Here is a 22208-nt window from a genome sequence, read left to right on the forward strand (position 1 = left end):
CGACGAGGAGTTGGTCCACCCATGGCCACCGCTCTGCCGACCACCGACCGTCTGGCCGAGAAGCACCGGTCCACGCTCGACCAGGCGCTCGACACCATCCGGACCCGCGCCTACTGGTCGCCGTATCCCGAGCACCCGAAGGCGTACGGGGAGGACGGCTCGCTCGACGCGGCGGCCGGTCTCGCCGCCCACCAGGCCCTGCTCAACACCCGCTTCGAGCTCGACCAGCCCGGCACGGACGGCTGGACCGGCGGCGAGACCTCGCCGTACGGCCCCGAGCTCGGCATCGAGTACCCGCACGCCGACATCGACGTCCTGCTCCCCGCGATGCGCGCGGGCATGGGCGCCTGGCGCGACGCCGGGGCCGAGACCCGCGCCCTGGTCTGCCTGGAGATCCTCGCCCGGATCTCCGCCCGCACCCACGAGTTCGCCCACGCCGTCATGCACACCAGCGGCCAGGCGTTCATGATGGCGTTCCAGGCCGGCGGCCCGCACGCCCAGGACCGCGGCCTCGAGGCCGTGGCGTACGCGTACGCGGAGCAGACCCGCACCCCCGCCGGCCGGGCCGACTGGTCCAAGCCGCAGGGCAAGCGCGACCCCCTGGAGCTGAGCAAGGAGTTCACCCCGGTCGGCCGCGGCATCGCCCTGGTGATCGGCTGCAACACCTTCCCCACGTGGAACGGCTACCCGGGCCTGTTCGCCTCCCTCGCCACCGGCAACCCGGTCCTGGTCAAGCCGCACCCGCGCGCGGTGCTCCCGCTCGCGCTGACCGTGCGCGTCGCCCGTGAGGTGCTCGCCGAGTCCGGCTTCGACCCGAACCTGGTCGCGCTCGCCGTCGAGCGCCCGGGCGAGGGCATCGCCAAGACCCTGGCCGTGCGCCCCGAGATCCGGATCATCGACTACACCGGCTCGACCGCCTTCGGCGACTGGCTGGAGGCCAACGCCCGCCAGGCGCAGGTCTACACCGAGAAGGCCGGCGTCAACACGGTGGTGGTCGACTCCACCGACGACTACAAGGGGATGCTCGCCAACCTGGCCTTCTCGCTGTCCCTGTACAGCGGCCAGATGTGCACCACCCCGCAGAACCTGCTGATCCCCCGCGACGGCATCACCACCGACCAGGGCCCCAAGTCGTACGACGAGGTCGTCGCCGACCTCGCCGCGGCGGTCGGCGGTCTGCTCGGCGACGACGCCCGGGCGAACGGTCTGCTGGGCGCCCTGGTCAACCCGGACGTGAAGGCGCGGCTCGAGGCCGCCGCCGGCCTCGGCGAGGTGGCGCTCGCCTCCCGCGAGGTCGTCAACCCGGAGTACCCGGACGCGGTGGTCCGCACGCCGGTCGTCGTGAAGCTGGACGGCTCGAAGCCGGACGCCCAGGCCGCGTACTTCTCGGAGTGCTTCGGCCCGGTCTCCTTCGCCGTCGCGGTGGAGTCCACCGACGGCGCCCTGGAGCTGCTGCGGCGCACGGTCCGCGAGAAGGGCGCGATGACGGTCGGGGCCTACACGACCTCGGCGGACGTCGAGCGCGCGGTGGAGGAGGTCTGTCTGGAGGAGTCGGCGCAGCTGTCGCTGAACCTCACGGGCGGCGTCTACGTGAACCAGACCGCCGCGTTCTCCGACTTCCACGGCTCCGGCGGCAACCCGGCGGCGAACGCCGCCCTGTGCGACGGCGCCTTCGTCTCCAACCGCTTCCGGGTGGTGGAGGTCCGCCGCCAGGCCTGAGGCACCCCCGCGTGGAGGCTCCCAGGGGCCTCCACGCGGCCCCCCGGGCGTCTCCCGTCTAGGGGGTCTCGATCTCCGCGTAGCGCTGGACCCACGCGTGCATGGCGATGGCGGCGGCCGCTCCCGCGTTGATCGAGCGGGTCGAGCCGAACTGGGCGATCGAGCAGACCATCTCGACGTGGGCGCGGGCCTCCTCGGTGAGCCCCGGGCCCTCCTGCCCGAAGAGCAGCACGCAGCGGCGGGGCAGCACGGTCCGCTCCAGCGGTACGGCGCCCGGCAGGTTGTCGATGCCGATGACCGGGATGCCCTCGGCCGCTGCCCACGAGGTCAGCGACTCGGTGTCCGGGTGGTGCCGGACGTGCTGGTAGCGGTCGGTGACCATGGCGCCGCGCCGGTTCCAGCGCCGCCGGCCCACGATGTGGACCTCCTTCGCCAGGAACGCGTTGGCCGTCCGTACCACCGAACCGATGTTGAAGTCGTGGCCCCAGTTCTCCACGGCCACGTGGAAGTCGTGCCGCCGGGTGTCCAGGTCGGCGACGACCGCCTCCCGCGTCCAGTACCGGTAGCGGTCGACGACATTGCGCCGGTCGCCGTCGGCGAGCAGCTCGGGGTCGTACCGCTCGTCCTCGGGCCACGGCTCGGGGTGCGGGCCGACGCCGACCTCGGGGGCGAAACCCTCGTCGTACTGGACCGGCTCCGACGCCTCGGGCGCTGCCGTCTCTTCGGTGGTGCTCACCCGACGAGGGTACGGGGACCGTGCTCCTCACCCGTACGGCGCTGCTCGGGCACCGTCCCGGCGGATGCCCGCCGCCGCAGCCTGTCCCCGCCCCGTGCGACCCGGGCGCCGAGCGCCACCAGGAACGCCGTCGGCAGGAAGACGGCGTCCGCGGAGATCATCGCGAGCGAGAAGACCGGCAGTCCGAGGAGTACGGCGATCCCGGCGTGCTCCAGCATCATCGCGACGAGCAGGACGTTCTTGACCTTGCGGTGGAAGAGCGTGAACGGGAAGGCGACCTGCACGATCACGGTGCCGTAGGTCAGCAGCATCACCATGACCCCGCTGGTCCCGAGCAGCTCGGAGAGGGCGGGCCAGGGCGTGAAGTAGTCGAGGTTGAGCGGGTAGAACAGCGCGGTGCCGTCCTGCCAGCGCGAGCCCTGGATCTTGTACCAGCCGGCCGTGGCGTAGATCAGACAGACCTCCGCCATGATCACGAAGAGGGCGGCGTTGTGCGCGAGGTTCGCGAGGGCGTCGAGCAGGGTGCGCGGCTCCCCGGGCGCAAACCGGCACACCAGCCACCACAGGCCGTTCCCCAGCCACAGGACCCACAGCAGCACCGGCAGCCACCACTCGCCGGTGACCGGGCTGAACCAGGTGGTGGCGAGGAGGAAGCCGCCGAGCACCGTCCACAGGAGGGGGCCGACGCGATCGTGGCGCGCGGGTTCACCGGCTTCCGCGGCGCGGGCCTCGCGGGCGGCCCGCCGGGCGTCGAGGGACCACACCTGGGCGCAGCGGGTCAGCACGAGATAGATCGCGGCGAGGTGGAGGACGTTGTCGCCGCCGTCGCCGACGAAGACGGACCGGTTCTGCAGCGAGAGCACGCCCGCCATGAAGACCACCGACACGGCGCGGGTGCGCCAGCCGAGCAGGAGCAGCACGGCCGAGAGCACGGCGAGCCCGTAGACGAGCTCGAACCAGAGCCGGCCGTCCGACCACATGAGCACGCTGAAGGACCGGTTGTCGGCGATCAGCCGGCGGGCCATCTCCCAGGACCAGGGGCCGTCGGGGCCGTACAGCTCGTGCCGGAACGGCAGCTCGCGCAGCAGGAAGACCAGCCAGGTCAGCGAGAAGCCGATCCGTACGATCGCGGTCTGGTACGGCCCGAGGGCGCGGCCCGTGACGTTCTGGACGGCGCGTGCGAGCCGCCGGTCGAAGGGCTCGGGGGCCCGGCCACGCGCGCGCGTGGGAGCGAAGGGGGAGGCAGGGGCGGGGCCGGCGGCGGGTGTGAAGCCCGGCGTGGGGCCGGGGGTGGGCGTGGAGCCGGGGGTGGGAGTGCTCATCGGCCCGCCTCCGTGCGGCTTCTGTCGGCCCCGGCGGGCCGGTCGGCGTCGGTGACCGGCCACCACGGGAAGTCGCGGTAGGAGGGAGCGGTGTCGGTCTTCTCCGTGCTCCACGCGGGGGCGGGGACCGCCCGGGTGACCGTACGCAGCTGGACGCGCTCCACGTCACCGGACCGGTCCGCGAGGCGCAGCATGGCGATCCGGCGCATGTACTCCTCCGAGAGACGGCCACGCGTCCCGTTGGGGGTGTGGTCCTCGGAGTGCGAGTTGAGATAGAAGTCCACGGCCCGCCGCAGCTCGTTCTGCTGGGCGTGGCTGGGCATCGGGTTGTGCCGGATCGCCTCGGCGTCCTGGGCGGTGAGGTCGATCCAGCCGGTGGTGCGGCGGCTGCCGTCGGCGGCGACGAGTTCGGCCCGGACCTCGACGGAGACGTTCTGCTGGAGCGGGTTCGGCGCGAAGAGCTTCCAGTTCTGTTCGAACTCGGGATAGATCCAGTCGTCGACCGCCTGGCCGTGCCTCTTGGTCAGCGTGTTGGACGGCGCGACGTGCAGGAACACCATCGCCAGATGGACGCAGGCGAAGACCCCGGCGACGGCGAGCGCCACGGCGAGGACGACCTGGTAGGGCATCGACAGGGCCATGATCCCGCCGCCCGCGCGTTCCGCCGCGGGCGGCGTGTCGAGGCCGTCGCCGGGGCGGCCCGGGGGCTGTGCCACGGGGCCCGACGAGGCCTCGCGCCCGGTGTCCGCCGGGGGCGTCGGACGGCCGTCGTCCGCGTCAGCGGCGCCCTTTTCGACGTACGCGTCCATCCCGCCCCGATCCCGATCGGCCCACCTCGGTTATCCACAGGGTTGACACCATACGGGCCGCCGACTCACCATTGAAGCTATTCAACCGAACGATCGGTCGGTAGGGAGTCCGATGACCGCAGTGACGGCAGGGACGGCAGAGACCACGGGCGCGCCCCGCGGGTCGGACGCGGCCGTGGCGGCGGAGCAGGCCGCCTACGAGGCCGTGTTCGACGCCGCAGTGGCCGCCGACGAGCGGATCGAGCCGCGCGACTGGATGCCCGAGGCCTACCGCGCCTCGCTCGTCCGGCAGATCGCGCAGCACGCCCACTCCGAGATCATCGGCATGCAGCCGGAGGCGAACTGGATCACCCGCGCGCCCTCGCTGCGCCGCAAGGCGATCCTCATGGCCAAGGTCCAGGACGAGGCCGGCCACGGCCTGTACCTGTACAGCGCCGCCGAGACCCTCGGTACCAGCCGCGACGAGCTGCTCGACAAGCTCCACTCGGGCCGCCAGAAGTACTCCTCGATCTTCAACTACCCCACGCTGACCTGGGCCGACGTCGGCGCCATCGGCTGGCTGGTCGACGGCGCCGCGATCACCAACCAGGTCCCGCTGTGCCGCTGCTCCTACGGGCCGTACGCCCGCGCGATGGTCAGGGTCTGCAAGGAGGAGTCCTTCCACCAGCGCCAGGGGTACGAGGCACTGCTCGCCCTCTCCCGCGGCACCGAGGCCCAGCACGCCATGGCGCAGGACGCCGTGGACCGCTGGTGGTGGCCCTCGCTGATGATGTTCGGCCCGCCGGACGACGAGTCCACCCACACCGCCCAGGCGATGGCCTGGAAGATCAAGCGGCACACCAACGACGAGCTGCGGCAGCGCTTCGTCGACATCGCCGTGCCCCAGGCCGAGGCCCTCGGACTCACCCTCCCCGACCCCGACCTCCGGTGGAACGAGGAGCGCGGGCACTACGACTTCGGCGCCATCGACTGGACCGAGTTCTGGGACGTCCTCAAGGGCAACGGCCCCTGCAACGAGGAGCGGATCAGCCGCCGGCGCAAGGCCCACGAGGACGGCGCCTGGGTCAGAGACGCCGCGGCGGCCCACGCCGAGAAGCACCGCGTGGACAAGCACCACGCCGAGCAGCACCAGCACACCGGCAAGCACGGGGAGGCACAGGCATGACGAGCGACGGTTGGCCGCTGTGGGAGGTGTTCGTGCGCTCCCGCCGCGGACTGTCCCACACCCACGCGGGCAGTCTCCACGCACCCGACGCGGAGATGGCCCTGCGCAACGCCCGTGACCTGTACACCCGCAGGAGCGAAGGCGTGTCGATCTGGGTCGTGCCCTCCGCGGACATCACCGCCTCCTCGCCCGACGAGAAGGACCCGTTCTTCGAACCGGCCGCGGACAAGCCCTACCGCCACCCGACGTTCTACGAGATCCCGGAGGGGGTGAAGCACCTGTGAGCACCACCCCGGCCCCGAGCGAGGCCGCCGTGATCACCGGCGCCGCCCTCGCCCTCGGCGACGACGCCCTCGTCCTCTCCCACCGCCTGGGCGAGTGGGCGGGCTCCGCCCCCGTCCTGGAGGAGGAGGTCGCCCTGGCCAACATCGCGCTCGACCTCCTCGGCCAGGCCCGCGTCCTCCTCTCCCTCGTCGGCGACGAGGACGAACTGGCCTACCTCCGCGAGGAGCGCTCCTTCCGGAACGCCCAGCTGGTCGAGCAGCCGAACGGCGACTTCGCCCACACCATCGCCCGGCAGCTCTACTTCTCCACCTACCAGCGACTCCTGTACGGGCAGCTGGCCTCCGGCGACGGACCCTTCGCCGGCCTCGCGGCCAAGGCCGTCAAGGAGGTCGCCTACCACCAGGACCACGCCGAGCACTGGACGCTTCGCCTCGGCGACGGCACCGACGAGAGCCACCACCGCATGCAGCGGGCCTGCGACACCCTCTGGCGGTACACGGGCGAACTGTTCCAGCCCGTCGAAGGAATCGACGTCGACCACACGGCCATGGAGAGCGCCTGGCTTGCCTCGGTCACCGACGTCCTCGGCAGGGCCACCCTCACCGTGCCCGAGGGACCGCGCACCGGCGCCTGGGCCGCGGGCGCGGGCCGGCAGGGACTCCACACCGAATCGTTCGGACGGATGCTCGCGGAGATGCAGCACCTGCACCGCAGCCACCCGGGGGCGACATGGTGACCATGACCGCCCTGGAGGAGGAGCTGAGCCGGATCGCCGGCGCCGTCCTCGACCCCGAACTGCCCGTCCTCACCCTGGCGGAGCTCGGCGTCCTGCGCGGCGTCCACGTCACCGGACCCGGCCGGGTCGAGGTCGCCCTCACCCCGACCTACACGGGCTGCCCCGCCGTCGAGACCATGTCCTCGGACATCGAGCGCGCACTCCACGAGCACGGAGTGCCGGAGGTCTCCGTCATCACGGTCCTCGCCCCCGCCTGGTCCACCGACGACATCAGCGAGGAAGGCCAGCGCAAGCTCGCCGAGTTCGGCGTCGCACCCCCACGCCCCCAGGGCCCGGCCGGCGGCCCGATACCGCTGACCCTGGCGATCCGCTGCCCCAACTGCGGCTCCACCGACACCGAACTCCTCAGCCGCTTCTCCTCCACCGCGTGCAAGGCCCTGCGCCGCTGCACCGCCTGCCTCGAACCGTTCGACCACTTCAAGGAGCTGTAGATGGAGTCCTCAGGCGTGGGCGCCCGGGCCGGCGGACGGGCCGGGTTCCATCCCCTCAGGGTGAGCGAGGTCGAACAGCTCACGGACGACTCCGTGGCGGTCACCTTCGCCGTCCCGCCCGAGCTCCACGACACCTACCGCCACCTTCCCGGCCAGCACCTCGCCCTGCGCCGCACCGGCGAGCACGGGGAGGAGATCCGCCGCACGTACTCGATCTGCGCCCCCGCCACCCCGGCCGGCGAGGCCCCCGTCCTGCGCGTCGGCATCCGGCTCGTCGACGGCGGCGCCTTCTCGACGTACGCCCTCAAGGAGCTGGCCGCCGGCGACCTCGTCGAGGTCATGGAACCGATGGGCCGCTTCACGCTCACCCCGCGCCCCGGCCACTTCGCGGCCGTCGTCGGCGGCAGCGGCATCACCCCGGTCCTGTCGATCGCGGCCACCCTGCTCGCCCGCGAGCCCGAGGCCCGGTTCTGCCTGATCCGCAGCGACCGCACCGCCGCGTCCACGATGTTCCTCGACGAGGTCGCCGACCTGAAGGACCGCCACCCCGACCGCTTCCAGCTGGTCACCGTCCTCTCCCGGGAGGAGCAGCAGGCCGGTCTGCCGTCCGGCCGGCTCGACCGCGAGCGGATCGCCACGCTCCTGCCCTCACTGCTGCCTGTCGACGCCATCGACGGCTGGTTCCTCTGCGGCCCCTTCGGGCTCGTCCAGGGCGCCGAGCAGGCCCTGCGCGGCCTCGGGGTCGACCGCGGCCGGATCCACCAGGAGATCTTCCACGTCGACGACGGCTCCGCGCCCGCCCCGGTCCCCACCGCCGACACCCCCGCCCACGCCACGCTGACCGCGACCCTGCACGGCCGGTCCGGCACCTGGCCGGTGGACCGCGGCGAGACCCTCCTCGACACGGTGCTCCGCTCCCGCGCCGACGCCCCGTACGCCTGCAAGGGCGGAGTGTGCGGCACCTGCCGCGCCTTCCTCGTCGGCGGAGAGGTGCGGATGGACCGCAACTTCGCACTGGAACCGGAGGAGACCGAAGCCGGATACGTCCTCGCCTGCCAGTCCCACCCGGTCACCCCGGACGTGGAGCTGGACTTCGACCGCTGACGCAGGAGGAACCGGCGCCACAGCCCTCCGGCCCAACTGTGGCGCCCCCATTCCCTTCCACTAGAACCTGTTCTATCTTGACGATCCGTCAGGACCAGCAGGGGCACAACGGGAGGGCAGGGCAGTGGACTTCACCTTCACCGAAGAGCAGCAGGCGGCCGTCGAGGCCGCCAAGGCGGTCTTCTCGGGCGTCACGCCCGACGCGGTACCGAGCCCCGCCCTCACCCCGGGCGCCGTCTCCGAGGACCTCGACCGACCGCTCTGGTCCCGCCTCGCCGCCGCCGACCTCCTCGGCCTCGTGATCTCCCCGGAACACGGCGGCGGCGGACTCGACCCCGTCGCCCTCTGCCTCGTCCTGCGCGAATCGGCCCGCGTCCTGGCCCGCGTCCCCCTCCTGGAGACCAGCGCCGTCGCCCTGACCGTCCAGCGGTACGCACCCCCGAAGAAGGCCGCCGAACTGCTCCCCCGCGTGAGCCGCGGCGAACTCGTCCTCACCGCCGCCTCCCAGGGACGCACCGGCCACGACCCCGCCGAACGCGCCGTCACCGCCCGCCGCGACGGCACCGACTGGATCCTCGACGGTCTGCAGACCGCCGTCCCCTGGGCCCACGGCGCCGACATCGTCGCCGTACCGGCCCACACCCCCGACGGCGCCACCGTCCTCGCCCTGCTGCCCCGCACCCACGACGGACTGACCCTCACCGCGCAGTACTCCACCAGCGGCGAACTCCTCGCGGAACTACGGCTCGACGCCGTCTGCCTCGACGGCACCGACGTCATCGAAACCGAAGGCGCCTGGGAGGGGCTGCGCGGACTCCTCACCACCGGCACCTGCGCGCTCGCCCTCGGACTCGGCGAGGCCGTCCTCACCATGACGAGCCAATACACCGGAAAACGCGAACAGTTCGGCCACCCCGTCGCCACCTTCCAGGCCGTCGCCGTCCAGACCGCCGACCGCTACATCGACCTGCGCGCCATGGAGGTCACCCTCTGGCAGGCGGCATGGCGGCTGTCCAGCGGAGCCCAAGCGGCACTCCCCGCCGAAGGGGACATCGCCGTCGCGAAGATCTGGGCCTCCGAAGGCGTACGACGGGTGGTGCAGACCGCCCAGCACCTGCACGGCGGCTTCGGCGCCGACACCGACTACCCGCTGCACCGCTACCACGCCTGGGCCAAACACCTCGAGCTGTCCCTCGGCCCCGCCGCGGCCCACGAGGACGCCCTGGGCAACCTCCTGGCCGCCCACCCCCTCGACTGAGGACCCGCGGGAACCGGCCGGGACAGCCGGAGAACGTCAGAGGACGAAAGCCGGGCTTCCGGTACCCGCCACCATCGGGCGCCCGGCACCGTCCCAGGCCAGCATGCCGCCCTCGACGTTCACCGCGTCGAAGCCCTGCTGCACCAGATACTGCGTGACCTGCGCCGACCGGCCACCCACCCGGCACATCACATACGCGCGACCGCGCTCGGCCACCGCCTCGGTCACCTCACCGAAGCGGGCCACGAAGTCGCTCATCGGCACGTGCAGCGCACCCTCGACATGCCCGGCCGCCCACTCGTCGTCCTCCCTGACGTCCAGCACCAGGGCATCGGCCGGCACGGAAGCCGCGTCCACCGAGGGCAGAGGGGAGAAATTCATGGGACCGGCCTTCTCTCGATCAGTACCGCCCGAAGGGTCTCGAGCGCACGGAAAAACCTACTGCACCAGCCCGGCCAGCTCACTCTCCCGCTCGGAGACCTGAGCGAGCAGCTGCTCCGCGATCTCCTCCAGGAGGCGGTCCGGGTCCTCGGGCGCCATCCGCAGCATCGCGCCGATCGCGCTCTCCTCCAGCTCCCGCGCCAGCGTCGACAGCATGTCCTTGCGCTGCGCCAGCCACTCGAGGCGCGCGTACAGCTCCTCGCTCTCGCTGAGCCGCTCCTCGGCCGGCACGGGACCGGCCTCCCACTCGGCGGACAGCTCGCGAAGGACGGCCTCGTCGCCGCGCGCGTAGGCGGCGTTCACCCGCGTGATGAACTCCTCGCGCCGCTTCCGCTCGTCCTCCTCGCGGGCCAGGTCGGGGTGGGCCTTCCGGGCCAGCTCCCGGTAGAGCCTGCGGACCTCCTCGTTGGGACGGACCCGCTTCGGCGGCCGCACCGGACGGTCGGTGAGCATGGCCTCGGCCTCGGGGGAGAAGCCGTCGGAGTCGATCCAGTCGTGGAACAGCTCGTCCACCCCGGGCATCGGCATGACCGCGGCCCGCGCCTCCTGCGCACGCCGCAGATCCTCGGGGTCGCCGCTCCGCGCGGCCCGCGCCTCGGCGATCCGGGCGTCGAGCTCGTCGAGCCGCGCGTACATCGGGCCGAGCTTCTGGTGGTGCAGCCGCGAGAAGTTGTCCACCTCGACGCGGAAGGTCTCGACGGCGATCTCGAACTCGATCAACGCCTGCTCGGCCACCCGCACGGCCCGCTCAAGTCGCGCCTCGGGCCGCTCGTCCCGCTGCCCGGCCCCCGGCGCTCCGCCCGCGGACGCCTCGTCCCGGCTCGCGCCACCCGCGAGCGCCTCGTCCCGGCCCGCACCGCCCGCGGACGCCTCGTCCCGGCCCGGCTCCTGCTGCGGCGACTCGCTCCGGGACGGCTCGTCCTGAGACCGCTCGCTCTCGGGGCCCTCGTTCGCACCCTGGTGCACGCTCACGTCTACGCCCGCCCACGTCCTCGTTCCGGCTCGTCCCACCCAGCCTACGGTCCTTCCGAGGGGGCCTCCCCCCTCCCCCCTCCCCCCTCCCCTCCCCCTCCCCACCCTCCCCCTCGTGCCCCGCGCAGGGGCAGCAAGCCGCCGCGCATGTGCTCCCCGGGCCGCGGCGTCGCGTCGGCGCGGCCTCCGGTCTTCTCGGGGCGTCGGTCAGACGCCCAGTTCCGCCGCGATGCGGCCCGCTCGGACGGCGGTGAGCAGGTCGGCGTGGTCGGCGGTGGTGCGGTCCGCGTAGGACACGGCGAACGCGGCGACGGCCTCGTCGAACTCCTCGTTCTTCCCGCAGTACCCGGCTATCAGGCGCGGGTCGGCACTGTGGGCGTGGGCGCGGGCGAGCAGGGCTCCGGTCATCCGGCCGTAGTCGTCGACCTGGTCCACGGTGAGTGCGGCGGGATCGACGCTGCCCTTGCGGTTGCGGAACTGGCGCACCTGGAAGGGGCGGCCCTCCACCGTGGTCCAGCCGAGCAGGATGTCGCTCACGACCTGGATGCGCTTCTGCCCGAGCACCACGCGCCGCCCTTCGTGGCCGGGCTCCGCCACAGTGAATCCGGCGGTCGGCAGATGAGGCAGGAGCGCGGACGGACGGGCCTCCTTCACCTGGAGGACGAGTGCCTCGCCCCGGTGGTCGAGGAGCAGCACGACATAGGAACGGGTGCCGACGCTGCCGGTGCCGACGACCCGGAAGGCGACGTCGTGGACGGCGTACCGCGCGAGGAGCGGCAGCCGGTCCTCGGACACGGTCTCCAGGTAGGGGCCGAGGGAGGCGGCGACGGCGGCCGCCTCGGCGTCGGGGACCCTGCGCAGGACCGGGGGAGCGTCCACGAAGCGGCGGCCGCCGCCCTCGGCGTCGGTGACGGCCTCGGTGGAGCGGGCGGCGAACCGGGCGCTGGTGTTGTTGCGGGCCTTGGCTGAGACCCGTTCCAGGGTGCCGAGGAGGTCACGGGCGTCGGTGTGGGAGACGAGCTCCTCGTCGGCGATGGCGTTCCACGCGTCGAGGGCGGGGAGGCGGGCGAGCAGCCGCATGGTGCGCCGGTAGGCGCCGACGGTGTCGAAGGCGGCGGCCCGGCACACGTCCTCGCTCGCTCCCACTTCCCTGCCGACGAGGACGAGGGAGGTGGCGAGCCGCTTGAGGTCCCATTCCCAGGGGCCGACGACGGTCTCGTCGAAGTCGTTGAGGTCCATGACGAGCCGGCCGCGCGCGTCTCCGTAGAGCCCGAAGTTGGCCGCGTGGGCGTCGCCGCACAGCTGGGCGGCGATCCCGGTGACGGGGGTGCCGGCGAGGTCCTGGGCCATGAGCCCGGCGGCTCCGCGCAGGAAGGTGAAGGGGCTGGCGGCCATCCTGCCGACCCGTATCGGTGTGAGTTCGGGGACGCGGTCCCGGTTCGACTCCTCGACGGCCCGCACGGCGTCGGGCCGGTCGGCGGCGAGGGCGGGCTGCCGGTGGGCGGAGCGCGGGACGCGCTCGCGCAGTGCCTTGCCGCGCTCCTTGGGGGAGGCCGTGGCCCCGGCGGTCCCGCCGTCGACGGCGGCGCGGCGGGCGAAGCCCGGCACGTGCGGCACGCGCACGCCGTCCGAGCCGCTGTCCGACCCACCAGCCGTCGCTTCGTCCGTGCCGCGCTGTTCCGGCACGGCGACCTGGTTGTCGTCCATGGCCTGCCCTCCCCCGATGCGAAAGTCCAACATCATTCGGCCTGACGGTACCGCCGGAGCCGAGCGGTCGTCTCCCCCTGTGGACAAGGGCCTGTGGATAACTCCTCGGACGGCGACGGCCTCCGCCGTCTCCTCCTCCAGGCCCTTCGCCGCCTCGCCGTTTGCCCCCTGGGAGCGGGCACGCCACGGCGGGGCTCCCACAGCCCCCTCCCGCAGCCGGCTCCTGCAGCCCCCTCCCGCAGCCGGCTCCTGCAGCCGGCTCCTGCAGCCCCCTCCCGCGGCCCCTCCCGCAGCCGGCTCCCGCAGCCCGCTTCGGCCCCGCTACAGGCCCGCGTCCCGTGCGAGCAGTGCCGCCTGGACCCGGTTCTCGCAGTGCAGCTTGGCGAGGATCCGGCTCACATAGGTCTTCACCGTGGCCTCGCTCATGTGCAGCCGCTTCCCCGCGTCCGCGTTGGAGAGCCCTTCGCCGAGCAGCGCCAGCACATCGCGCTCCTTCTCGCTCAGGCCCGCGACCCGTCCCCGCGCCTCCTCGGCGCGGGCCGCCTCCCGGCCCGTGGCGAGCCGCTCCACGACGTGCCGGGTCGCCGCCGGTGACAGATACGCGTCGCCCGCCGCGGCAGCCCGTACCGCGCGGATCAGCTCCGCGGGTGCCGTGTCCTTCAGCAGGAACCCGGCGCCCCCGTGCTCCAGGGTCCGCAGGACGTTGTCCCGCTCCCCGAAGGTCGTCAGGACGATCACCCGGGCCGCCGGCGCCGCCCGGCGCAGCTCCGGCAGTGCGGAGAGGCCGTCGAGCACCGGCATCTGGATGTCGAGCAGCACCACGTCGGCGGCGTGCGCCCGTGTCGCCTCGACCGCCTCCCGGCCGTTGGCGGCCTCGGCGACGACCTCGATCTCCGGGTCGGAGGTGAGGATCATCCGGATCCCGGCCCTGATCAGCGGCTCGTCATCGGCGATCACGACCCTGATGGGCTGCCCTGCCACAGCTTCTCCCCACGGCTCCGGTACGGGCGGGTCGGCGCTAGCGCGCCTCGACCTCGTACGACTTCTTCTCGATCAGCTTGCCGTCCTTGAAGCAGAACCGGAAAACAGGCTCCTTCTCGAAGGTCTCGCTGAACTCGGAGGACATCAGCACCAGACAGTCGGCGCCCTCCGGCTGCGCCGGTCCCTTGCCGCTGAGGCCGGCGGTGGCGATCGTGTCGCCGGACGGGAGCTGGCCGCGTACCTCCTTCTCCGACGCCCCGACCTTCACCGCGTCGTACTGCGCGGGCTCGATCATGCCCTCCTTCACCGATCCCATCAGGAAGTAGAGACCGAGGCCCGCCGCCACCACCAGCAGGACGAGCGCCGCGAACGCGATCCCGCAGCCCAGCGCGATCGAACCGCCCGTGCTTCTGCCTCTTCCCCCACGCACCGCCATGGCCAGCTCCCGCTCCGTGAATGTCCAGTCGGCCGGTCCGACCACGACCGGACGACCATCACCCACCAGCGGTTTCGTGGTCTGCTGCCGGAAGTCGTCGGCCTCATCGACCAAAGGCGCTGCCTCCGCGAGGGGCGCCGCCCCGTAGGGCAGCATCCCGGCCACCCGGAACCCGCCGCCGTCGGCCGGGCCCGCATGACACATGCCGCCCACCAGCCGGGCCCGCTCGGCGAGACCGGTGAGTCCCTGCCCGCCGCTCACCACGTCCTTCGCCGGCTCGTCCGTGGGCTTCTCGTTGAGGACCTCGACAACGAAGGTGTCCGGCTCGTACCGCAGGTCGACGCCGATCACCGCCCCCGGCGCGTACTTGTAGGCGTTGGTGAGGGCCTCCTGCACGATCCGGTACGCGGCGTGGTCGGCGGCCGGAGCCAGTGACCGTTCCTCCCCCGACCGTCTCAGGCCGACCGAGGTGCCGGCCGTGCGCGCCGCCTCGACGAGCCCTTCGATGCCGGCGATCCCCCGCGCCGCGCGGCCCGTCTCGTCCCCGGACCGGCCGGGCGCCGCCGCCGAACCGTCGGGGGCCTCGATCCCGTCGCGCAGGATCCCGACGACCTCACGCAGCTCGTGCATCGCGGTCACCGACGCGTTCCGCAGGACGCCGACGACCTCGCGCTGGCGCTCGCTCAGCTCCCGGTCCACCTCCAGGGCGCCGGTGTGGACGGCGATCAGGGCCAGTTGGTGTCCGAGGCTGTCGTGCATGTCCTGGGCGATCCGCTGCCGCTCCCGCAGCCGCGCCTGCCCGACCACCATGGTCCGCTCCCGCAGCAGCTGGGCGTTGCGCTCCTGGAGGGCGTGCAGCAGGGTCCGGCGCTGGGTCCAGTAGCGGTGGGCGAGCCCGGGGGCCAGGGTGGTGCCCAGGTAGTAGAGGGTCGCCGTGAAGGCGATGGTGAGCAGCCGCCCCGCCTCCCAGGGCCCGACGAGGCTCCCGCCGACGTTCAGGACGAAGGCCGCGATGAACGCGGCGAGCGCGCGGCCCGCCCCCGCGATGTACCGGCCGGAGGACCAGCCGACGACCAGCAGCAGGGGCCCGAAGCCGGGCACGAAGGGTGTGAGTCCCGCGGTCAGGACGAGCACGCTCGCGGGAAGTCTGCGCCTCACGAGGGACAGCAGGGCCGATCCCGCGGCGACGGCGCCCAGCACCCAGCCCTCGCCGCCCAGGAGGTCCTCGGTCCCGGCGCCGAGCAGCGCGACGACCGCGGCGAGTGCCACCTCACCGGTGGTCCTGCGCCCCGACCACTGCCCCGGCACCGCGAACCACGCCCACCCTGCGGCGAGCGCGGCCCCGATCCCGTACGAACCTCGGGTCCCCGACTTCGACATAACGTCCACGCTCGCACCGTAGGCGGCAGCCCGGTCCGGGGTCGTCCCTCTTTCGTCGCATCCCCCGTCGACAAAAGTCGCTCCCCGGGACGACACCCACCCGCAGCCCGAGGCCAGGAGCGCTCAGCCCACAGCCCTCAGCCCGGGGCGCTCAGCACGCGACCCGTCGCGGAACGTTCTGAACGATCTAAACGATCTGAACGATCTATTCGAGCGATCCCAGGACGGCGACCGCCCGCTCCAGGTACTCCTCGAACCGCGCCCTCTCCTCGGGCGTGAACTCGGCGCCCAGCGCCCCCTCGACGCGCAGCGCGGCCTTGTCGGCCTTCTTCACGACGGCCCGGCCGGCCCGGGTCGCCCGGTTCACGACGACCTTCTGGTGCAGCTCCGAGGGCTCCCGGACCACCAGGTCGGCCTTCTCCAGATTGGTCAGAACCGTGGCCATCGTCTGCGGCGTGACCATGCACTCGCGTGCCAGCTGCGCCGCGGACATGCCGTCCGAGACCGACAACAGCATCAGGACCGCGTACTGCGGCACCGTCAGACCGAACTCCCGCAGCGCCTCCGTCTTGCGCCCGATCAGAGCCTGCTCGGCCCTCTTGATCGTGTGCCCCAGCCGACCTGCGGCGACCGTCTCCGTCGTCGTCTTCGCCATGTCAGGAGTCTCCCACAGGACAGAGCACGAACCAGGGGGCCGCGTCACCGCCGCCGGCCGCCCGCCCACCGCTCCACCAGCAGACCAACCATCACAGAGCACTGTCATAGAGGAGACATCTGCCTCTAGCCATGATCCATGCCGTATGGCAGAGTCCTGCCTGCACATGACGGGGCGTCTGCCACGCAAAGCAAGCGGGCGGGGCTCCACGGGGGCACAACGGGAGAGGCGGTGCGCACGACCATGCGCAGAATCCAACTGGGCGGCTCGCGAAGGACCTTCGCGTCGGTCGGCATCGGCTGCATGGGCATGTCGTGGGGGTACGACGAGCGGGGCCGGGACGAACGCGAGTCCGTCGCGGTCGTACGGCACGCCGTCGAACTCGGCGTCGACCTGATCGACACGGCGGACCAGTACGGTCCGTTCACCAACGAGCTGCTGGTCGGCAAGGCCCTCAAAGGCCGTCGCGAGAAGGCCCTGCTCGCCACCAAGGGCGGCCTCGTCGTCGACGACCCGGCCACGTACAAGAGCCACCGCGACGGCCGGCCCACGCATCTGCGTGCCGCCGTCGACGCGAGCCTGCGACGGCTCGACGTCGACCACATCGACCTCTACCAGCTGCACCGCATCGACCCCGACGTGCCGGTCGAGGAGAGCTGGGGCGCGCTCGCGGAGCTGGTGGAGGAGGGCAAGCTCGGCGCGATCGGACTCTCCGAGGCCTCGGTCGCGGAGATCGGCCGGGCCCACGCGATCCACCCGGTGGCGTCCGTGCAGAGCGAGCTCTCGCTGGGGACCCGGGACGCCCTGGAGGAGGGCGTGGTGGAGTACTGCGGGCGCGAGGGCATCGCGTTCATCGCGTTCGCCCCGCTCGGCCGGGGGTTCCTGTCCGGCCTGATCGGCAGCCCGCAGGACCTGCCGACGGCGGACGCGCGGCATCGGATCCCGCGGTTCCAGCCCGAGGCGATCACCGCCAACCAGGCGATCGTCGACCGGGTACGGACCCTGGCCGACGGCCTCGGCGCGACCGTCGCCCAGGTGGCGATCGCATGGGTGCTGGCCCAGGGCGAGCACGTGGGCGTCATCCCGGGCACCAAGACCCGCCGCTACCTGGAGGACAACGTGAAGGCCGGTTCCCTGACCCTTCCGCCGGAGGCCCTGGCCGAACTCGCCGCCCTGCCGGAACCGGTCGGCGCGCGCTGAACGTACGAGGACCCCAGCCATGCGCCTGCTCGTCCTGTCCGCCGCCACCGGCGTCTTCGGAACGAACGTCCACATCGTCGCCACGGGACCGGGAAGTCCCTGCCTCGTCGTCGATCCCGGGCACGACTCCCGCGAGACGGTCCTGCGGGCCGTCCGTGCCCACCGTCTCGAACCCGAGGCCATCCTCATCACCCACGGCCATATGGACCACACCTGGGACGCCGTTCCGCTCGCCCGGCACTACGGCGTCCCGGCCTGGATCCACCCGGCGGACCGCTACCAACTCGGTGCTCCCGCCAAGGGGCTGCCCGACTCGTTCCCCCGCGACCTGCTCGTCGGCCACCCGGACCGGGAGCCCGACGAGGTGCGCGAACTCCCCGAGCGGGGTGGCGGGCTGGCCTTCGCCGCCGGCGCGGTCACGGTGCTGCACACACCCGGCCACACCAGCGGCTCCGTGATGTTCCGCTTCGACGGCGGAGACGAGCCCCTGCTCGCCACCGGCGACACCCTGCTCGCGAGCGGCCCGGGACGCGCGGACGCGCCGACCGCGAGCCCGACGCGCATGGAGGACTCGCTCCGTCTGGTCGCCGGCCTCTGTCCGGAGGACACCCGGCTGCTGACCGGGCACGGCCCCACGTCCTCGCTCGGCCGGGCGGGAATCCGATGACGCACGCCATCCCCGGGCGTCCGGTGTGACGTTGGTCATGGCGAGCGGGAAAGAGCGGGCCGGGACTTGTGTAGAGTGGCATTACCGACGCGGGGTGGAGCAGCTCGGTAGCTCGCTGGGCTCATAACCCAGAGGTCGCAGGTTCAAATCCTGTCCCCGCTACGAGAAGGAAGGGGCCCGGCATCAGCCGGGCCCCTTTCGCGTTCCTCCGCCCTCCGCCCTCCGCCCTCGGGCCGGTGGCCCGCCGGCCCGAGCACCCTGGACTCCAGGGATGCGAGCTACCTCACACCTCACCCGCATGCTCGGGGGATAAACGAAACGGTCGACATCGTGATCACGATGCCGACCGTTTCTTACTTGTGCGCGAGGGGGGAGTTGAACCCCCACGCCCTTTCGGGCACTGGAACCTGAATCCAGCGCGTCTGCCTATTCCGCCACCCGCGCATTGGGTGTGCTCCGGACTCTCTCACTTTGCGGTGCGAGCGCCTGGCGACATCAGAAGATTAGCACGTCGCAGACCGTGGATTCACATCCGTTGTTTGGCCTCCGCTCAGGCAGACCAAGGTGAGGGAGGGACAGATGCGTGGAGGGGGGAAGGAGGGTGGGGGAAGGGCTCCGGAGGAGCGGGAGAAGACGAGGGGGAAGGCGGAGGGATGAAGAGGAGGAACGGGGAGAAGAGGGAGGAAAGGGAGGAGAGGGAGGAGGCACAGGAAGAGGGATGCATCACCCTCGACCGTCCGGGACCGGCCCCGATCGGGCCCGAACCGCCCCCGAACCGGCCCGATCCGGCACGGGATCGCTCTCGAACAGCCCCCGGATCGCCCCGAACCACCCCCGAACCACCCTCGAACCACTCCCGATCCACCCCCAGACCTCGACCGAGCCCCCGCTCCCACAGCCGGGTGCGGGACACTGTCCACAGGCCGCCTCTACGATCCGTGGGGAAAGCCTGTGAGAGGTGACACTCGTCCACAGGGCAGAGAAGGGGAACCAGCCGATTTCCCGACGCGTGGATACGATCAGTAAGCAGTACCAGGACGACAACGACGGAGGAGGTGCCCCATGGGAGTCATGAAGCGTTTCGAGCAGCGTCTCGAAGGTCTGGTCAACGGCACCTTCGCCAAGGTCTTCAAGTCCGAGGTCCAGCCGGTCGAGATCGCGGGCGCACTCCAGCGCGAGTGCGACAACAACGCGCAGATCTGGAACCGCGAGCGGACTGTCGTCCCCAACGACTTCATCGTGGAGCTGAGCGCGCCGGACTACGAGCGCCTCAGCCCCTACTCGGGTCAGCTCGGCGACGAGCTCGCCGGCCTGGTCAGGGACTACGCGAAGCAGCAGCGGTACACCTTCATGGGACCGATCAAGGTCCACCTGGAGAAGGCCGAGGATCTCGACACCGGTCTGTACCGCGTCCGCAGCCGCACCCTGGCGTCGAGTACGTCACAGTCTCAGCCGCCCTCGGGCGGCCAGCAGCAGCCTCACCAGCAGCAGGGCCAGGGACAGGGCCGCGGCGGATACGGGTACCCCCCGGCCGGCGCCCCGCCCATGCCCGCCTCCCCGCCTCCGGGCGCTCCCGGCCACCGGCCGGCGGCTGCCGCGGCGGGCCGTCCCGCGGCCCCCGGCCCCGGTACGCACGGGGGAGCGGGCACCCAGGTGCGCCGCTGGATCGAGATCAACGGCACCCGCCATCAGATCTCCCGCCCGACCCTGGTCCTCGGCCGCAGCACCGACGCGGACGTGAGGATCGACGATCCCGGCGTCTCCCGCCGGCACTGCGAGATCCGGACCGGAACGCCCTCGACGATCCAGGATCTGGGTTCCACCAACGGCATCGTGGTGGACGGGCAGCACACCACCCGCGCTACGCTCCGCGACGGCTCGCGGATCGTCGTGGGCAGCACCACCATCGTTTACCGGCAAGCCGAAGGGTGAAGCGGGGGCAATGTCAGAGCTGACCCTGACGGTCATGCGGTTGGGTTTCCTGGCCGTTCTGTGGCTGTTCGTCATCGTGGCCGTCCAGGTCATCCGCAGCGACCTCTTCGGTACGCGGGTCACCCAGCGCGGTTCACGGCGCCAGGAGGCGCGACCGCAGCAGCAACAGCAGGCGCGGCAGGCCGCCGCGCCTCCGCAGCAGCGCGGCCAGCAGACCGCGGGCGGTGGGCGGCAGCGCCGCGGCGCCCCGACCAAGCTGGTCGTGTCCGAGGGCACCCTCACCGGCACGACCGTCGCCCTCCAGGGGCAGACGATCACGCTGGGCCGGGCCCATGATTCGACGATCGTGCTGGACGACGACTACGCGTCCAGCAGGCACGCCAGGATCTACCCGGACCGGGACGGCCAGTGGATCGTCGAGGATCTCGGGTCCACGAACGGCACGTACCTCGACCGGACCCGCCTCACCACCGCCACACCGATTCCGCTGGGCGCGCCGATCCGCATCGGCAAGACCGTCATCGAGCTGCGGAAGTAGTGCTACATCATGAATAGGCGCGAGCGGAGCGAGCGAGTCGGGACGGTCCCCGCCACAGGCCGTGCCGGGCTCCCGACCGGAGCGACTGGAGCGACCGGCGTGACCGGAGCGACCGGAGGGTGGGCAGTGTGGGTCGAGACCGGCTGTACCCCGATGCAGCGTCGACAGGGCAGGTGCGCATGACTCTGTCCCTGCGATTCGCCGCGGGCTCGCACAAGGGCATGATCCGCGAGGGCAACGAGGACTCCGGCTACGCCGGCCCCCGGCTGCTCGCCATCGCCGACGGCATGGGCGGCCAGGCCGCCGGTGAGGTCGCCTCCTCCGAGGTGATCTCCACCCTCGTCACGCTCGACGACGACGTCCCCGGCTCCGACATCCTCACCTCGCTCGGTACGGCGGTGCAGCGCGCCAACGACCAGCTCCGGATGATGGTCGAGGAGGACCCGCAGCTCGAGGGCATGGGCACCACGCTCACGGCCCTGCTGTGGACCGGCCAGCGGCTCGGTCTGGTGCACGTCGGAGACTCGCGCGCCTATCTGCTGCGCGACGGTGTGCTGACCCAGATCACCCAGGACCACACCTGGGTCCAGCGGCTCGTCGACGAGGGCCGGATCACCGAGGAAGAGGCCACCACCCACCCGCAGCGTTCGCTCCTCATGCGCGCGCTCGGCAGTGGCGACCACGTCGAACCCGATCTCTCCATCCGTGAGGTCCGGGCCGGCGACCGCTACCTGATCTGCTCCGACGGCCTGTCCGGCGTGGTCTCGCACCAGACGCTCGAGGACACCCTCGCCAGCTACCAGGGCCCGCAGGAGACCGTGCAGGAGCTGATCCAGCTCGCCCTGCGCGGCGGGGGCCCCGACAACATCACGGTGATCGTCGCCGACGTCCTGGACGTCGACGGCGGCGACACCCTCGCCGGTCACCTCAGCGACACCCCGGTCATCGTGGGCGCGGTCGCCGAGAACCAGGCCGCCCAGCTGAACGACGGCGGGGCGATGCAGACCCCGGCGGGCCGTGCCTCCGGACTCGGCCGCCCGGCCCCGCACCAGCAGCCGCCCGCCGGCGGGTTCGGCCCGCCCGGAAGCGGCGACGGCCACGGCTACGGCGGAATGCCCCCGCAGGGCTCCTTCGAGTCGTACACCGACGACGACTTCGTGAAGCCGCGCAAGGGCCGCAAGTGGCTCAAGCGCTCCTTCTTCCTGATCCTGGTCCTCGCGATCATCGGCGGCGGGCTGTACGGCGGCTGGCGCTGGACGCAGACCCAGTACTTCGTCGGGTCCAAGGACCAGCACGTGGCGCTGTACCAGGGCATCAGCCAGGACCTGGCCTGGGTCTCGCTGTCGAAGGTCGAGAAGGACCACCCCGAGATCGAACTCAAGTACCTCCCCGCGTACCAGCAGAAGCAGGTCGAGGACACGATCACGGGCGGCAGCCTCGCCAAGGCCGAGACGAAGATCGCCGAGCTGGCCGTGCAGGCCTCGGCCTGCAAGAAGACCGCGGAGCGCCGCGCGGCCGCCGAGAAGGCGGCCGACCAGGCGAGCAAGCCGCCGGCCGAGACGCCGGACGGCACCGCCACCCCTGACTCCAAGCCCACCACAGCCGCTCCGACCCCGGGTCCCACCCTCACCGCGGAGGAGCAGAAGCTGGCCTCGAACTGCGGCAAGCAGTAAG

At 72.1% G+C, this 22208-nt stretch carries 21 protein-coding genes and 2 tRNA genes; 13 read left to right on the top strand and 10 right to left on the bottom strand.

Going from position 1 to position 22208, the window contains the following annotated elements; genetic code table 11:
* The first annotated feature begins 21 nt into the window (after positions 1-21).
* A complete protein-coding gene (gene paaN, locus ACFQ79_RS00300; RefSeq protein ID WP_383578325.1) occupies positions 22-1719 on the top strand; it encodes a phenylacetic acid degradation protein PaaN in 1698 nt (565 codons plus the stop codon).
* A 58-nt stretch (positions 1720-1777) separates the two neighbouring features.
* Here paaN and ACFQ79_RS00305 read toward each other — a convergent pair whose 3' ends face one another.
* From ACFQ79_RS00305 to ACFQ79_RS00315, 3 genes are read right to left on the bottom strand one after another with little or no spacing between them, the layout of a single operon-like run.
* Positions 1778-2455, bottom strand: a complete 678-nt coding sequence (locus tag ACFQ79_RS00305) for a TrmH family RNA methyltransferase (protein ID WP_383578327.1) — start codon at positions 2453-2455, stop codon at positions 1778-1780.
* On the bottom strand, positions 2452-3777 hold the full coding sequence (locus tag ACFQ79_RS00310; RefSeq protein ID WP_383578329.1) for an HTTM domain-containing protein: 1326 nt from the start codon (positions 3775-3777) through the stop codon (positions 2452-2454). Before ACFQ79_RS00310 ends, ACFQ79_RS00305 begins: the two co-directional genes overlap by 4 nt.
* Positions 3774-4586, bottom strand: coding sequence for a DUF5819 family protein (locus ACFQ79_RS00315; RefSeq protein WP_383578331.1), 813 nt, complete (start codon positions 4584-4586; stop codon positions 3774-3776). The genes ACFQ79_RS00310 and ACFQ79_RS00315 overlap by 4 nt, the downstream gene beginning before the upstream one ends.
* A 112-nt stretch (positions 4587-4698) precedes the next feature.
* Here ACFQ79_RS00315 and paaA point away from each other — a divergent pair, with 112 nt between their 5' ends.
* The 6 genes from paaA to ACFQ79_RS00345 all read left to right on the top strand — a co-directional run bounded on the left by paaA (position 4699) and on the right by ACFQ79_RS00345 (position 9625).
* Positions 4699-5751, top strand: a complete 1053-nt coding sequence (gene paaA, locus ACFQ79_RS00320; protein WP_383578333.1) for a 1,2-phenylacetyl-CoA epoxidase subunit PaaA — start codon at positions 4699-4701, stop codon at positions 5749-5751.
* Entirely contained in the window at positions 5748-6035 is a 288-nt protein-coding gene (paaB, locus tag ACFQ79_RS00325; protein ID WP_148003385.1) for a 1,2-phenylacetyl-CoA epoxidase subunit PaaB, read from the top strand. The genes paaA and paaB overlap by 4 nt, the downstream gene beginning before the upstream one ends.
* On the top strand, positions 6032-6772 hold the full coding sequence (gene paaC, locus ACFQ79_RS00330; protein ID WP_383578336.1) for a 1,2-phenylacetyl-CoA epoxidase subunit PaaC: 741 nt from the start codon (positions 6032-6034) through the stop codon (positions 6770-6772). The genes paaB and paaC overlap by 4 nt, the downstream gene beginning before the upstream one ends.
* Complete coding sequence (gene paaD / locus ACFQ79_RS00335; RefSeq protein ID WP_383578338.1) at positions 6766-7263, top strand: 1,2-phenylacetyl-CoA epoxidase subunit PaaD; 498 nt, start codon at positions 6766-6768, stop codon at positions 7261-7263. The genes paaC and paaD overlap by 7 nt, the downstream gene beginning before the upstream one ends.
* Positions 7264-8367, top strand: a complete 1104-nt coding sequence (locus ACFQ79_RS00340; RefSeq protein ID WP_383578340.1) for a 2Fe-2S iron-sulfur cluster-binding protein — start codon at positions 7264-7266, stop codon at positions 8365-8367.
* 124 nt (positions 8368-8491) lie between these two features.
* Entirely contained in the window at positions 8492-9625 is a 1134-nt protein-coding gene (locus tag ACFQ79_RS00345) for an acyl-CoA dehydrogenase family protein (RefSeq protein ID WP_383578342.1), read from the top strand.
* Positions 9626-9661: 36 nt separating this feature from the next.
* Here ACFQ79_RS00345 and ACFQ79_RS00350 read toward each other — a convergent pair whose 3' ends face one another.
* The 6 genes from ACFQ79_RS00350 to ACFQ79_RS00375 form a co-directional block, all read right to left on the bottom strand.
* Complete coding sequence (locus ACFQ79_RS00350) at positions 9662-10006, bottom strand: rhodanese-like domain-containing protein (RefSeq protein ID WP_030321294.1); 345 nt, start codon at positions 10004-10006, stop codon at positions 9662-9664.
* Between the two features lie 57 nt (positions 10007-10063).
* Positions 10064-11038 carry a hypothetical protein gene (locus ACFQ79_RS00355; protein ID WP_383578344.1) on the bottom strand — a complete coding sequence of 325 codons (975 nt, stop codon included), beginning with the start codon at positions 11036-11038 and terminating at the stop codon, positions 10064-10066.
* 207 nt (positions 11039-11245) lie between these two features.
* The gene (locus ACFQ79_RS00360; protein WP_383578346.1) at positions 11246-12745 is read right to left on the bottom strand and encodes a DUF2252 domain-containing protein; all 1500 of its coding nucleotides are present in this window, start codon (positions 12743-12745) and stop codon (positions 11246-11248) included.
* 321 nt (positions 12746-13066) lie between these two features.
* Positions 13067-13726 (bottom strand): response regulator transcription factor, encoded by a 660-nt coding sequence (locus ACFQ79_RS00365; RefSeq protein WP_266967032.1) that lies wholly within the window; start codon positions 13724-13726, stop codon positions 13067-13069.
* A gap of 37 nt (positions 13727-13763) precedes the next feature.
* Entirely contained in the window at positions 13764-15542 is a 1779-nt protein-coding gene (locus ACFQ79_RS00370; protein WP_383578744.1) for a sensor histidine kinase, read from the bottom strand.
* 205 nt (positions 15543-15747) lie between these two features.
* Entirely contained in the window at positions 15748-16197 is a 450-nt protein-coding gene (locus ACFQ79_RS00375; RefSeq protein ID WP_187621933.1) for a MarR family winged helix-turn-helix transcriptional regulator, read from the bottom strand.
* A 243-nt stretch (positions 16198-16440) separates the two neighbouring features.
* Between ACFQ79_RS00375 and ACFQ79_RS00380 the strand changes: the two genes are divergently transcribed.
* From ACFQ79_RS00380 to ACFQ79_RS00390, 3 genes are all read left to right on the top strand, one after another.
* Entirely contained in the window at positions 16441-17397 is a 957-nt protein-coding gene (locus ACFQ79_RS00380) for an aldo/keto reductase (protein WP_383578349.1), read from the top strand.
* Between the two features lie 19 nt (positions 17398-17416).
* Complete coding sequence (locus tag ACFQ79_RS00385; protein ID WP_383578351.1) at positions 17417-18064, top strand: MBL fold metallo-hydrolase; 648 nt, start codon at positions 17417-17419, stop codon at positions 18062-18064.
* 88 nt (positions 18065-18152) lie between these two features.
* Positions 18153-18226, top strand: a tRNA-Met gene (locus tag ACFQ79_RS00390).
* A gap of 198 nt (positions 18227-18424) precedes the next feature.
* On the opposite strand, the gene ACFQ79_RS00395 is transcribed toward ACFQ79_RS00390, so the two are convergent.
* Positions 18425-18508, bottom strand: a tRNA-Leu gene (locus ACFQ79_RS00395).
* Between the two features lie 618 nt (positions 18509-19126).
* Between ACFQ79_RS00395 and ACFQ79_RS00400 the strand changes: the two genes are divergently transcribed.
* The 3 genes from ACFQ79_RS00400 (at position 19127) to ACFQ79_RS00410 (ending at position 22207) form a co-directional block, all read left to right on the top strand.
* Positions 19127-19996, top strand: coding sequence for an FhaA domain-containing protein (locus ACFQ79_RS00400; protein ID WP_383578353.1), 870 nt, complete (start codon positions 19127-19129; stop codon positions 19994-19996).
* Positions 19997-20006: 10 nt separating this feature from the next.
* The gene (locus ACFQ79_RS00405) at positions 20007-20534 is read left to right on the top strand and encodes an FHA domain-containing protein (protein WP_073908637.1); all 528 of its coding nucleotides are present in this window, start codon (positions 20007-20009) and stop codon (positions 20532-20534) included.
* 179 nt (positions 20535-20713) lie between these two features.
* Positions 20714-22207, top strand: a complete 1494-nt coding sequence (locus tag ACFQ79_RS00410) for a Stp1/IreP family PP2C-type Ser/Thr phosphatase (RefSeq protein ID WP_383578356.1) — start codon at positions 20714-20716, stop codon at positions 22205-22207.
* Position 22208: the final 1 nt, after the last annotated feature.

This window comes from Streptomyces sp. NPDC056480 (assembly GCF_042795405.1).
Taxonomy (GTDB): domain Bacteria; phylum Actinomycetota; class Actinomycetes; order Streptomycetales; family Streptomycetaceae; genus Streptomyces.

Excerpts from the sequence above, each read along its gene's own strand:
- ACFQ79_RS00385 (WP_383578351.1), top strand. The coding sequence starts at position 17,417 with ATGCGCCTGCTCGTCCTGTCCGCCGCCACCGGCGTCTTCGGAACGAAC.
- paaD (WP_383578338.1), top strand. The coding sequence starts at position 6,766 with ATGGTGACCATGACCGCCCTGGAGGAGGAGCTGAGCCGGATCGCCGGC.
- ACFQ79_RS00315 (WP_383578331.1), bottom strand. The coding sequence starts at position 4,586 with ATGGACGCGTACGTCGAAAAGGGCGCCGCTGACGCGGACGACGGCCGT.
- ACFQ79_RS00350 (WP_030321294.1), bottom strand. The coding sequence starts at position 10,006 with ATGAATTTCTCCCCTCTGCCCTCGGTGGACGCGGCTTCCGTGCCGGCC.
- paaN (WP_383578325.1), top strand. The coding sequence starts at position 22 with ATGGCCACCGCTCTGCCGACCACCGACCGTCTGGCCGAGAAGCACCGG.
- ACFQ79_RS00375 (WP_187621933.1), bottom strand. The coding sequence starts at position 16,197 with ATGGCGAAGACGACGACGGAGACGGTCGCCGCAGGTCGGCTGGGGCAC.
- paaB (WP_148003385.1), top strand. The coding sequence starts at position 5,748 with ATGACGAGCGACGGTTGGCCGCTGTGGGAGGTGTTCGTGCGCTCCCGC.
- ACFQ79_RS00405 (WP_073908637.1), top strand. The coding sequence starts at position 20,007 with ATGTCAGAGCTGACCCTGACGGTCATGCGGTTGGGTTTCCTGGCCGTT.
- ACFQ79_RS00370 (WP_383578744.1), bottom strand. The coding sequence starts at position 15,542 with ATGTCGAAGTCGGGGACCCGAGGTTCGTACGGGATCGGGGCCGCGCTC.
- ACFQ79_RS00410 (WP_383578356.1), top strand. The coding sequence starts at position 20,714 with ATGACTCTGTCCCTGCGATTCGCCGCGGGCTCGCACAAGGGCATGATC.
- paaA (WP_383578333.1), top strand. The coding sequence starts at position 4,699 with ATGACCGCAGTGACGGCAGGGACGGCAGAGACCACGGGCGCGCCCCGC.
- ACFQ79_RS00340 (WP_383578340.1), top strand. The coding sequence starts at position 7,264 with ATGGAGTCCTCAGGCGTGGGCGCCCGGGCCGGCGGACGGGCCGGGTTC.
- ACFQ79_RS00360 (WP_383578346.1), bottom strand. The coding sequence starts at position 12,745 with ATGGACGACAACCAGGTCGCCGTGCCGGAACAGCGCGGCACGGACGAA.
- ACFQ79_RS00380 (WP_383578349.1), top strand. The coding sequence starts at position 16,441 with ATGCGCAGAATCCAACTGGGCGGCTCGCGAAGGACCTTCGCGTCGGTC.
- ACFQ79_RS00400 (WP_383578353.1), top strand. The coding sequence starts at position 19,127 with ATGGGAGTCATGAAGCGTTTCGAGCAGCGTCTCGAAGGTCTGGTCAAC.
- ACFQ79_RS00310 (WP_383578329.1), bottom strand. The coding sequence starts at position 3,777 with ATGAGCACTCCCACCCCCGGCTCCACGCCCACCCCCGGCCCCACGCCG.